A 12195-nucleotide genomic window follows, 5' to 3' on the forward strand; every position below is an offset into this window, starting at 1 on the left:
GTTGTCGTCGGTCGACGACGCTCCGCGTCGCCTCCTCCCCCAGCTACCGCTGGGAGGTGCCCCCACCTCCGCCTTGCCAGACTCGGCCCTCGACCCGCTCCTTAACCCGCCCCACCTATTCGCGCGGCCTCTAAGCCGAAGCCTTCCCCGCCGAGCCCCGCGACCTGTGCCGTTATGTCTCCGGTGTCAGAGAGTGCTCTTCACCGTGATGGTGCCATTCGCGATCTTCGTGGTCGCGGCGTCGATCTGCGACTTGATGTCGTCGATGAAGCCGCCCGAGGTGGAGAGGCCCACGCCGTCCTTCTTGAGCGAGTACACCTGGGTGCCGGTCAGCGGCTTCTTGTCCTTGACGCTCTTGATCAGGTCGTAGACGCCGACGTTGACGTGCTTGAGCACCGAGGTCAGGATCGAGGCCTTGTACTTGGCCAGACCCGGGTCCGCGTACTGGTCGGAGTCGACGCCGATCGCCCAGGCGCCCTTCTTGGCACTGATGGCCTCGATCGAGCCGTTGCCGGAGGAGCCGGCCGCGGTGTAGATCACGTCGATGCCGCTGTCGAGCATGCCCTGGGCCTTGCCCTTGGCCGACGCGGGGTCGTTGAAGCCCTTGTCACTGCTCGCGTACAGGTACTGCGAGGTCACCTTCACCTTGGGGTTGGTGTCGGTCACACCCTGCTGGAAGCCCGCCTGGAACTTCTGGATCAGGGGGATGTTCACACCGCCGATGAAGCCGACCTTGTTGGTCTTGGTCTTCAGCGCCGCCGCGACACCGGCCAGGTAGGAGCCCTGCTCCTCGGTGAAGACGATGCTGTCGACGTTCTTGGCCGTGACGACCGAGTCGACTATGCCGAAGGACGTCTTCGGGTACTTCTTCGCGATCGCGGTGACCGCGTTGCCGTAGTTGAAGCCAACGCCGATGACCGGGTTGTAACCCGCCTCCGCGAGCTGGGTGAGCCGCTGCTCGCGGTCGGACTCGGTCTCGTTGTTGTTGGCCGTGAGTTCCTTGGCCTTGACCCCGAGGTCCTTCTCCGCCTTGACCAGACCCGCCGCGGCAGAGTCGTTGAATGAGTGGTCACCACGGCCGCCGACGTCGTACGCGAGACCGACACCTTTGTCACCCTTGGTGTCGCTCGTCGAGCTGCTGCCACACGCGCTGACAGACAGCGAGAGAGCCGCGGAAGCGATGCCCGCGGCGACGATCTTGGTTACCCGGCGCAAGAGGGTACCCCTTCAGTTGAAGCGCCCCGTCCGGCGCTGGCTTAAGCCCGGAGCTTAACGCGCGTAGATGTCAGGTGAAGAGGAGGTGACCACCTGTTATCGGATCGACGCATTTCGACCAGGTAACCCGGCAGGTGACCGGGCGCAGACCGCCCGGTCACCTGCCGCGAGAGCACCCGATCGCTGCACCCGCGCCCATCCGTCAGGCCAGCAACGCGGCCGAGGTGAAGAGCTCCACCCCGACCTTGATGGCCCCTTCGTCGACATCGAAGTCACCCTGGTGGAGGTCCCGGCTGGCCGTGTCGCCGACCGGCCGCACCCCGAGCCGGGCCAAGGCGCCCGGAACCTTCTCCAGATACCAGGAGAAGTCCTCGCCGCCGAGGCTCTGCTCGGTGTCCTCCACCGTGTGCGCACCGTAGCGGGCGGTCATCGCGTCCCGCAGCAGTTCCGTCGAGACCGACTCATTGACCACCGGCGGCACCCCGCGGTGATACGTCAGCTCCCACTTCGCCCGGTACATCCCGGCGACCTGGTCGATCACCTCATGCACCAGATCCGGGGCGTCATGCCAGGCGGAGAGCTCCAGGCAGCGGACCGTGCCCTCCAGCTCCGCGTGCTGCGGGATCACATTCGCCGCCGATCCCGACTGGATCCGGCCCCATACGATCGACAGCCCCGACCTCGGGTCCGTCCTGCGCGCCAGCACCGCCGGCAGCTCCGTGGCCATCTTCGCGACGGCCATCACCAGGTCCGTCGTCAGATGCGGGCGCGCCGTGTGACCCCCCGCCCCGTCCAGCGACAGCTCCAGCCGGTCGGCCGCGGAAGTGATCGGCCCCTGCCGCAGCCCGATCCGGCCCACCTCGACCTTCGGGTCGCAGTGCACCGCCAGAATCCGTCCCACCCCGTCCAGCGCGCCCGCCTTGATCGCGTCCAGCGCACCGCCGGGCATCACCTCTTCCGCCGGCTGGAAGATCAGCCGTACGGGGCACGGCAGCTGCCCCTGCTGCTCCAGCTCCGCCAGTACGAGGCCGGCGCCCAGCACGGTGGTCGTATGCACGTCATGGCCGCACGCGTGCGCCATCCCGGGGACCGTCGAGCGGTAGTCGACACGCTTCATGTCCTGGATCGGCAGCGCGTCCAGATCCGCCCGCAGCGCCAAACGTGGGCGGGAGGGGTCGGTGGCTCCGATGTCACAGATGATCCCGGTGCCGCCCGGCAGCACATGCGGGCACAGCCCCGCCTGCTCCAAACGGGCCTTGACGGCAGCGGTGGTACGGAATTCCTGGCGGCCCGGCTCCGGGTGCATATGCAGGTCCCGGCGGAGCGCCACGAGCTCGGCGCGTAGCCGCTCGGGCAGCAGGCCAGGAGCCTCGGCGGGGTCGGAAGGATCGAAGGGATCGGATGGTGAGTCGGTCACCTCCGTAAGCGTAGACCTCATCTGTGCTCCTGATTCGGGGATCGTGTAAATTCCTGCCCCACCGTCGGCGTAGGAAACTCCCGCCATGGGTATCAAACGGGGTTTGGCCTCAGCAATTCCATACTGGCTCACCCCATCCCGCCCCGCGAGGCGGCTTCACTCGGTCGCCGCACGCCTGCGGCGCTTCCCTCTGACCCTCCCCCAGCTACCGCTGGGAGGTGCCCCCACCTTCCCGAAACCGGAGCGCTGCCCCGGACCCCGGTCCTTCCGGTGCGCGCCGGTGGCCGCGCCCGTCCGGCGTTTGAGGACTGGGGGTCCCTCCCACGCCCGCCAGGGCGTAGAGAACGGGTCTCGGGCGGAGAGGAAAGCGCCGCAGGCGACGTCTGCCACGTCCTGGGGCCCTGGCGGGGTGGGCCGGGACCGGGTCATGCAGGTGTGGGTCGATCGTACGCCCCCGCGGGAACGCGCCGCGGCTCAGCCCGTCACCGAGGCGACCCCGTGCCGATCACGGGCAGTACCGGTTATGCCGGAGAGGAAACCCTGGGCGCGGGGGGAGGCGTTGGCGGTGAGCCAGGCGGGGTCGATGTCGCAGACCGTGATCTTGATGCCGGTGCCTTCGAGGGCGAGGGGCAGGGTGTGGACGACGGTGGAGGGGAAGCTGACGATCGTATGGCCGGTGGGGCCACGACGGGCGACGAGCTCCAAAGGCAGGTCGGGGCGGACGATCTCCAGGCCGGTGGCGGCGGAGAGGAGGCGGAGCTTGTCGGGGCTTTCGCGGCGGTGCGCGAAGTAGCGGAGGGCGCCGTGAGCGTGGGTGAGAGCAGTGACGGCGGTCAGATAGCTGTCGGGGTCCACCACGCCGGTCTCGACGAGGGAGGTGCCGACGATGTCGGTGCCGGCGGAGACGCTGGGCGGGCCGAAACGGGCCCGGGTCCAGGTGAAGCGGTTGGCGCGCAGGGCCATGCCGGGGGGCGGGGTGGCCGGCATCGAGCTGAAGAGCTCGATCTCGCGACCGTGCCCCGGGGTGAGGCCGCGGCGGGCGGCGGAGGCGAAGACGCCGAAGGCGGCGTCGGCGGCCGAGCGGTGCCCGGAGCGGTGCCAGCGGACCAGGCGGTCGCCGCGGGTGAGGAGTTCGGTGAACTCCATGGTCGCTGTGCCGTCGTCGACGACGGTGATCTCCCGGGCCCGCGAGAGCGGCAGCAGCACCTGCACCAGGCGCGAGAAGGGGTCACCGAGGACGATCCGCCGGGCGCGGCGCAGCTCGGGGGTGAGCTTCGCGGCGATCCTGGGGAGCGCGGAGCGCGAGGCCCGGGGCTCGCACCAGCGGACTGTGTGGCCCTCGTCCATGGCGAGTTCGGTCATCCGCCGCAGCTGGCCGCGGCTCATGACGTCCTTCGGGGCCAGTACGACGATGACGAGCGTCCGCGCTGCCGTCCCGCCGGCCTCACCGCGTCCGGGTTCCGGGGTTCCGGGGCGCGGTGAGGGCACGGCAGGGGGATGGATGTGCGCCCACTCCAGCACGTTGAGCAGCTGAACAGGGCTCTCGACAAGTGCCAGAGTGGTATCGCTCATGCGTCAGGCCGTCACGGTCTCGCGGTCTGCGGCGGCGGCCTCTGCCTCGGCGATGACGCCGGGGACGCGGCGGAGCTTCTTCATGGGGCCCAGTTCGCCGTCGTAGACCTTCTTGACGCCGTCACCGAGGGCCTGCTCGATGATGCGGATGTCGCGCACCAGGCGGTCCAGGCCCTGGGGCTCGACGGAGGCGGCCTGGTCGGAGCCCCAGTTGGCGCGGTCGAGGGTGATGTGGCGCTCGACGAAGACGGCGCCGAGGGCGACGGCGGCCAGCGTGGTCTGGAGGCCGATCTCGTGGCCGGAGTAGCCGACGGGCACGTTCGGGAACTCGTTCTGCAGGGTGTTGACCATGCGGAGGTTGAGCTCTTCGTGCTTCGCGGGGTACGTGGACGTGGCGTGGCAGAGGATGATGTTCTCGCTGCCGAGCACCTCCACCGCGTGCCGGATCTGCTTCGGGGTGGACATGCCGGTGGAGAGGATGACGGTCTTGCCGGTGTCACGCAGGGCGCGCAGCAGCTCGTCGTCGGTCAGTGAGGCCGAGGCGACCTTGTGGACCTTGATGTTGTCGAACTTCTCCAGGAAGGCGACGGACGGGACGTCCCACGGGGAGGCGAACCAGTCGATGCCCTTCTTGGTGCAGTACTCGTCGATGGCGCGGTAGCCGTCCTCGCCGAACTCCACCCGGTGGCGGTAGTCGATGTAGGTCATCCGGCCCCAGGGGGTGTCGCGCTCTATGTCCCACTGGTCGCGCGGGGTGCAGATCTCCGGCGTGCGCTTCTGGAACTTGACCGCGTCGCAGCCTGCCTCGACGGCGGCGTCGATGAGGGCGAAGGCATCCTCGAGGCTGCCGTTGTGGTTGATGCCGATCTCGCCGGTGACGTAGACAGGCTGTCCGGTGCCGACGAGGCGGTCGCCGATCGGGCGGATGCGGGCGTTGTTGTTGGTCACTGGGAGAGGTCCCTTCGGGAAAGTGCGGGGCCGAGAATCCACGAGGCGATCTCGCGGATCGCTCCGTGCCCGCCGGGCGTTGCGGTGATGGAGCGGGCCGAGGCCCGCACTACGTCGTGCGCGTTGGCGACGGCTGTGGGCCAGCCGACGAGCTCGAAGCAGGGCAGGTCGTTGACGTCGTTGCCGACGTAGAGGACCCGCTCGGGCGTGATGCCCTGTTCCTCGCACCATTGCTTGAGCGCGAGGTCTTTTCGGTCGATGCCGTGGAGTACGGGGACGCGCAGTTTGCGGGCCCGTGCGGCGACGACCGGGTTGGTCTCCGTGGAGAGGATGAGGACGGGCAGGCCGGCGCTGCGCAGGGCGGCGATGCCGAGCCCGTCGCCGCGGTGGACCGCGACGGTTTCCTTGCCTTCGGAGTCGACCAGCACCGTGTCGTCGGTCTGGGTGCCGTCGAAATCGAGTACGACCGCGTCGATGTCGTCGAGGGTCGGGAGGGCGCCGGCCCGGTCGGCGTCGTAGATCGGGGCGAGGGCGCGGGCGCGGATCATGTCACCGGGCTCGTCGATTTCCAGGACGCGCGCGGGGTCGGTCTTCACCAGCACGGTGCGGCCGAAGAAGCGGTGCCGCCGGTCGCGGAAGCCGTCGGCGCGCATGGCGTAGGCGGTGCCGGTCTCCATGAACTCCTGGGGGCGGTCCTGGCGGCGCGGGCGGCCGGCCTTGTCGTGGTTGACACCGAAGGCGCCGGACGCGCTGCGCGCGGCAAGTGGGCCTGGTGCGTCAGGCGCCGCGTCCGTGTCCTCCCGCCATACGAAGCCGTGGAAGGGCGCGACGGTGTGGGCGGTGTCCGCGCCGCCGGATATGACGGCCTCGGCGACCCCGTCGATCTCCTCGCTGGTGATGAAGGGGCTGGTGCACTGCACAAGCAGGACGATGTCCACGGGCGCGCCGCCGTGTGCGGCCTCGTGGGCGTCCATCGCGTGCAGGACGGCAGCTTCGCTGGTCGCGGTGTCGCCCGCGATGTCGGCGGGGCGCAGTACGACCTCGGCGCCGGCGGAGCGGGCGACCTCGGCGATCGAGGGGTCGTCGGTCGATACGACGACGTGGGTGACGTGCCCCGCCGCCACGCATTCGCGGACGGCGCGGGCGACCAGCGGGATACCCCCGACCGGTGCCAGGTTCTTTCCGGGCACGCCCTTGGAGCCCCCGCGGGCGGGGATGACGGCCAGAACGGTCTCGCTCACGAGTTCGGGTGCTCCTGTCGATTCAACAGTGTCGGCGCCGGTCACAGCTGGCCCCAGCGGCGGATCACGGGCGCGACGCGCTGTACGCCCTGGCGGTAGGCGGTTCGGGCGGCGTTGCGGGCGAGGTCGCGGGTGGCGCGGCGCATGCGGCTCGGCTCTGCGGCGGCGTCCGGGGTGCCGCCGATCGGCTCGCCCTTGGGGTCGAGGCCGTGCCGGGCCAGGACCCCGGGGAGGTAGCCGGAGGCGGTGACGGGTGTGTAGTACGGGGCCAGCGGCGGCAGTCCGCCGTCGGCGGCGCGGCCGGTGAGGGCCGAGACCCTGTCCCGTACGGCCCCGAAGGGGTTCTCGGCGGCGACGCCGTGGGCGCGCAGCCACGCGGGGTCGGCGCGGGGGACCTGGCCGGCGTCGATCTGGTCCCAGGACGCGAGGGCGCCGGAGCCGAGGAAGTGGTGGTTGCCCAGGGTTTCGCGGATGCCGAGGTCGGTGAGGACCGCTGTGGGTATGGAGCGGTGCATCGACTCCAGGGCGGCGGTGGAGGAGACGGTCACCAGAAGGTCGGTGCGGTCCAGGACCTCGCCCATGTTCCCGTAGACCAGCCGCAGATTGGCGGGCGGGTCGAGCTTGGCGGCCAGCTTCTGGTAGGGCTGTTCCTCGATGTGCGTGGTGTGCTCGCCGGGCTTGCTGCGGAGCTTGACCAGGACCTCGCGGTCCGGGTGGAACCGGGCGTGGTCGATGGCGCGGCGCAGCAGATAGGTGCGGTCCTTGCGGTTGTCCGGTACGGAGGGCTGTACGGCGAAGACGACCGTGAACGGGCGGCCGGGATCGGCCTCGTAGCTCCTGCCGTCGTCCAGGAAGGGCAGCGCGGTCTCGGTGATCGCGGCGGTGTCGGCGCCGACACCCGCGTAGACCGCGCGGAAGCGCTCCGCGTCGTGTGCGCTGTTGGCCAGGACGATGTCCGCGCCGTGCCGGAGCAGCAGACCGTCGGCGAGCTTCTCGTACACGACCCCCACGTAGCCGGTGAGTACCACCGGGCGGTGGGCGGTGCCCTGCCACGCGCGTCCCAGGCCGTGCAGCATGGCCTGGACGGTGCCGCCGACGCAGGAGAGGATGACCAGGTCAGCGCTCTCGCGGTGGTTCTCGGCGGGGCCCTTCATCTCGGCCAGGAATTCAGGAACCGTGACCTCCCGCATTGAGGCGGCCGGTATGCCGACCTCCTCGATCTGGCGGGTGGTCGGGGTGGCGCGGCCCCGGAGCAGCCGGGCGTCGAGGCGGGCCTCGGGGGCAATACGAAGAGCCGTCAGAGCACCCCATTTCCAACGGGTGTCCGAATCGGCTAGAACTGTGACCCGGGTGGGGCCGGTGGTACTTACTGGCACGTCCTGGACGTTAGAAATCCATTGCGAGCGGGCGGGCAACATAAAGGAAACGGTGGGTAAACACTGCATCACCGAATCATCAGACAATCTTGATGAACGGCTGGTTCATGGGCTCAACATGTTCCGTTCACTCAGATGTACCTACCGCGTCAACCGGAATGCCTTGTCTGCTCATACGATCCAGTGCGTGGTTAAGCTCTCCGTCATCGTGCCGTTCTACAACGTGCAGGCGTTCGCGCCGGACATGTTGAGAAGTCTTCGTGCGAACGCCCGCCCGGATTTTGAATTCATCCTCGTCGACGACTGTGCGACCGATGAAACACCCAGCATCCTCGAGCGCGCCGTTCCCACCCTCCCGGGTGCCCGCATCGTCACCCATGAACAGAACGGCGGCCTGGCAACAGCCCGCAACACCGGCATCGACGCAGCGGATGGTGAGTACCTCACCTTCCTCGACGGTGACGACTGGCTGGCCCCCGGCTACCTCGCCGAGCTGCTCGGCGCCATCGAGGGGCTCGGCACCGACTTCGTGCGCACCGACCATGTGGTGAGCAACGGCCGGGACCGCAGCATCGCCCGTGTCCCGCACGGACGCCGCGGTGTCGTCCTCAATCCGCGCGAGGCGATCCTGCCCGCCAACCGGTCCACCTCGGTGGACTACCCGTACGCCTGGGCCGGCATCTACCACCGGCGCCTCGTCGACAGCGGGCTGCTGCACTTCCCCCACGGGCTGCGCACCGCCGAGGACCGCCCCTGGATCTGGCGGCTGCACCGCGAGGCGAAGAGCTTTGGCGTCGTCGGCCTGCTCGGCGTCTTCTACCGGCGCGGGATCGCCACCTCACTCACCCAGATCGGCGACGTACGGCAGCTGGACTTCATCAAGTCCTTCGACCAGGTGCTCGCGGAGACCGCCACCGACCCGGACGCGGCCCTTTTCATGCCGAAGGCCGTACGAACCTACTGCGCGGTCATCGCGCACCATCTCAACTCCATCGAACGCTTCGAGCCCGCCGTCGCGCGGCAGCTGAAGACCATGAGCGCCGGCGCGCTGAAGAAGATGCCGCAGGACATACTGACGGAGGCCCTGGACTCGATGGACCTGGAACGCAGCGTGCGGCTCCGCCGGCTCCGAAGGCGTCTGGTCTCCGGCAACGGGACGGTGACCGCGTAATGGCACGCACGCAGATCTTCATGGCGTCCACCCTGTACGGCGCGGCCACCCTCGCCGCCGCACTGGACGCCGGGCTCTTCACCGCGGCCGACCGGCGGCTGCTGCTGGTCAGCAACAACGCGGGCGTGCCGGAGACCACGCCGACGCTGGACACCATGCCCGGCTTCGAGGCGCTGCGCGGCCGGTTCGACCGGGTCCTGTCCTGGAACGAGGCCATCGCGCCGCTGCACCCCGGCGGGTGGTCACCGCGCAACGAGGACATCCCGATGTGGGAGCGGCATCTGCGGCTGCTGTGGGGCCTCGGGGACGACGACCTGGAGCTTGTCGTCGAGTCCATCCAGGTCGCGCCGGCGCTGTCGCTGGTGCAGCTCTTCCCGGCCGCGCCGGTTCAGGTGTACGCGGACGGGCTCATGTCGTACGGCCCGACCCGGGACAAGCTGGAGCCGCTGATCACCACCCGGATCAGCCGGCTGCTCCACCTCGACCTGGTCACGGGGCTGCAGCCGCTCCTGCTGTCGGAGTACGGGGTACGGGGCGAGCTCGTGCCGTCAGAGGCCTTCACCAAGGTGCTGGGCGAGCTGGCGGAGCACGACGACCCCACCGACACCGTCACCGGACTTCCCCAGGGTGCCGCCCTGCTGCTCGGCCAGTATCTCTCCGCGCTCGGGATCCTCACCGCCGAGGAGGAGGAAGCACTGCATGTACGGATGCTGCGCGGCGCGGTGGCCCTCGGGCACCGGCTCGTCATCTTCAAGCCGCACCCGACCGCACCCGCGCACTGGTCACGGCTGCTGGAGCAGGAGGCCGTGAAGCTGGGCGCGGAGCTCACCGTCCTGGACTCGCCGGTCCTCGCCGAGGTGCTCTACGCACGGATCCGCCCCGCGCTGGTGGTCGGTTGCTTCTCCACCGCTCTACTCACCGCGTCTGCCTTCTACGGCATCCCGGTCGCCCGCACCGGCACCGAACTGCTCCTCGAGCGGCTCGCCCCGTACCAGAACAGCAACCGTGTCCCGGTCACCATCGCCGACCGTGTACTGCCGGAGATCGGCCAGAGCGGCGCGGTCACCGGCTGGAAGCCGCCCACCCGCGAGTGGGTCGAGCAGGACCTGACCCCGCTGCTGCGCTCGGTCGGCTACTGCATGCAGCCGCAGGCCTACCCGTACCTGCGGGACGAGGCGGTCGCCTACCTGACGAAGAGCCTGACCACCAGCACCTGGAAGTACTTCAAGCGCCGCCGCCTCACCTCCCTGGCCCTGCCCGGCGCGGTACCGGCCCAGCTCGCCTTCCTGCCCCGCAACCCGACGGTCCGTCGGGTCGCCCGCAGCGCGCGGGCTCTGAAGAAGGCGGCACTGGGATGAGGAATGCCGACGCCGGACCAGACGGCATATCCGGGGACATACGCACGGCCCCCGGCTCTGCCGGGGTCAATACGGACACGAGCGCGCCCCCGGCGAGGACCGCTGTGCCGGCCCAGACCCGGGGCAGCGGTCCGGCGGCCGGCGGGGAGCCCGGCGGCCGGCGCCCCCAGCGGCTGCGTGCGCTCGACGGGCTGCGGCTGGTGGCGGCGCTGATGGTGTGCCTCTACCACTACACGGGACGGAACGGGGTTGTCGCCGGCGCGTGGGGGCAGTCGCCGAAGCAGCTGTTCCCCGCCGCCCTCACGGGCGCCGCCTCGTACGGCTGTCTGGGCGTGCAGATCTTCTTCGTGATCAGCGGATTCGTGATCTGCATGAGTGGCTGGGGCCGCACCCTCAAGGCCTTCACAGTGTCGCGGGTGACGCGGCTGTACCCCGCGTACTGGGCGGCGATTCTGCTGGTCACCGCGGTCTTCGCGCTGCCGTGGGTGGCGTACCGGACGGTGTCGCCCAGCGACCTGCTCACCAATCTCACCATGCTCCAGCAGCCGGTCGGCGCGGAGCGCGTCCTCGGGGTCTGCTGGACGCTCTGGGCGGAGCTGCGTTTCTATCTGCTCTTCGCCCTGGCAGTGGTGTGGCCGGGGGCGACCCGGCAGCGGGTGTTGATGTTCTGCGCGCTGTGGATGGCCGGGGCGGTACTCGCGGACGCCTCGGGGGAACCCTTTCTGAAGCTGGTGCTGGTGCCGGAGTACGCGCCGTTCTTCATCGGCGGGATCGGGCTGTACCTGGTCCACCGGTACGGGCACGACGCACTGGCGTGGGGCGTGGTGGCTGCGGGATGGTTGCTCGGCCAGCGCTACGCGGTGAAGGCGCTGGTGGCACCGGCCCATGTGCACGTGTTCCACCACCGCTCAGCTCTGGCGGTCATCGCGGTGGTGACCCTGGGCTTCGTGGCGGTCGCCGTGGTGACGCTGGTACCCCGGATCGCCGGGATCGGCTGGCGGTGGCTGACCACGGCGGGGGCGCTCACATACCCGTTCTACCTGGTGCACGAACACCTGGGATGGGTCGCGATCCATGGGCTGCGGCACGGACTGGGGCTACGGCCATGGGTGGTGCTGCCGCTGGCGGTGACCGGGATGCTGGTGCTCGCCTGGCTGATGTACCGGTGGGTGGAGCGGCCGTTGGCACCTCGGCTCAAGCGGCTGTTGACTTCGTAAATCCCCGTCCGACCGACTGCTTCATGCCCTCAATCGCTGGGCCGGCACGATGACAAGGCGCGGGAGCCGATGACTGTCGGCTCCCGCCGATGATCCCGAGAAGTACTGCCGGCGACGGGACGACAAACCCACAAGACCCGTACAGGGTGGGAGACGTCGCCGACCACATGCGGGCGCCGGCGGGGGAACACCAGGGCGGCCGGGGCCCTGTCAACTGCCCTCAGGGCGGCCCTGGCCAATCGCTCCGCTATGGCTATGACGCCCGCAAAACCCCAGCAGTTCACACGGCCCCGGCGTAGTTCCTACTTGATCTGCTTCGCCCGGGTTTATTCTGCTGGACGGGGCGAGTTGCCAGAAGCGCGGCGAGGGCGAGGCAGCCCACACCCTGCTCACCCAACTCAAGCTGCCCGGCTGGGTGTTCGCCCTGGACGCCCTGCACACCACAAAGAAGACCGCCCGCCTGATCACGGACCGGCTCGACGCCCACTACGTCCTGATACCGAAGGGGAACCAGCCGCTGGCCCGCGCTGCCGCCCGGGCGCTGCTGGCCGGCTTTGAGCTGGGACGATGCCCGAGCTGCTGGACACCCCCTCCACCGCCGGGCTCACCCTCGAACTGATCTCCGGCGACACCCCGATCGCCGTCGCGGTCAAGAACGTCGCCGGGAACTGACGCCCGGC

The 12195-nt window shown here is 69.6% G+C and carries 9 protein-coding genes and 1 pseudogene; 4 read left to right on the forward strand and 6 right to left on the reverse strand.

Going from position 1 to position 12195, the window contains the following annotated elements; all coding sequences use genetic code 11:
- Window positions 1-186: 186 nt before the first annotated feature.
- The 6 genes from FCI23_RS36045 to FCI23_RS36070 all read right to left on the reverse strand — a co-directional run bounded on the left by FCI23_RS36045 (window position 187) and on the right by FCI23_RS36070 (window position 7769).
- Window positions 187-1215 carry a BMP family lipoprotein gene (locus FCI23_RS36045; RefSeq protein ID WP_136728397.1) on the reverse strand — a complete coding sequence of 343 codons (1029 nt, stop codon included), beginning with the start codon at window positions 1213-1215 and terminating at the stop codon, window positions 187-189.
- Between the two features lie 202 nt (window positions 1216-1417).
- Entirely contained in the window at window positions 1418-2632 is a 1215-nt protein-coding gene (locus tag FCI23_RS36050) for an amidohydrolase (protein ID WP_246144392.1), read from the reverse strand.
- A 474-nt stretch (window positions 2633-3106) separates the two neighbouring features.
- Window positions 3107-4204, reverse strand: a complete 1098-nt coding sequence (locus FCI23_RS36055) for a hypothetical protein (protein ID WP_136728399.1) — start codon at window positions 4202-4204, stop codon at window positions 3107-3109.
- Window positions 4205-4207: 3 nt separating this feature from the next.
- Window positions 4208-5152, reverse strand: a complete 945-nt coding sequence (locus tag FCI23_RS36060; protein ID WP_136728400.1) for an N-acetylneuraminate synthase family protein — start codon at window positions 5150-5152, stop codon at window positions 4208-4210.
- A complete protein-coding gene (locus tag FCI23_RS36065) occupies window positions 5149-6393 on the reverse strand; it encodes an acylneuraminate cytidylyltransferase (protein WP_246144393.1) in 1245 nt (414 codons plus the stop codon). The genes FCI23_RS36060 and FCI23_RS36065 overlap by 4 nt, the downstream gene beginning before the upstream one ends.
- Before the next feature lie 41 nt (window positions 6394-6434).
- On the reverse strand, window positions 6435-7769 hold the full coding sequence (locus tag FCI23_RS36070; RefSeq protein WP_136728401.1) for a DUF6716 putative glycosyltransferase: 1335 nt from the start codon (window positions 7767-7769) through the stop codon (window positions 6435-6437).
- Between the two features lie 187 nt (window positions 7770-7956).
- Between FCI23_RS36070 and FCI23_RS36075 the strand changes: the two genes are divergently transcribed.
- The 4 genes and pseudogenes from FCI23_RS36075 to FCI23_RS36090 all read left to right on the forward strand — a co-directional run.
- Window positions 7957-8940, forward strand: coding sequence for a glycosyltransferase family 2 protein (locus tag FCI23_RS36075; RefSeq protein ID WP_136728402.1), 984 nt, complete (start codon window positions 7957-7959; stop codon window positions 8938-8940).
- A complete protein-coding gene (locus FCI23_RS36080; RefSeq protein ID WP_136728403.1) occupies window positions 8940-10298 on the forward strand; it encodes an alpha-2,8-polysialyltransferase family protein in 1359 nt (452 codons plus the stop codon). Before FCI23_RS36075 ends, FCI23_RS36080 begins: the two co-directional genes overlap by 1 nt.
- Window positions 10295-11515, forward strand: a complete 1221-nt coding sequence (locus FCI23_RS36085) for an acyltransferase family protein (protein WP_136728404.1) — start codon at window positions 10295-10297, stop codon at window positions 11513-11515. Before FCI23_RS36080 ends, FCI23_RS36085 begins: the two co-directional genes overlap by 4 nt.
- A gap of 558 nt (window positions 11516-12073) precedes the next feature.
- Window positions 12074-12187: pseudogene (locus FCI23_RS36090) on the forward strand (NAD-dependent dehydratase); the annotation flags it as partial.
- Between the last annotated feature and the right edge of the window lie 8 nt (window positions 12188-12195).

This window comes from Actinacidiphila oryziradicis (assembly GCF_005047355.1).
GTDB classification, from domain to species: domain Bacteria; phylum Actinomycetota; class Actinomycetes; order Streptomycetales; family Streptomycetaceae; genus Actinacidiphila; species Actinacidiphila oryziradicis.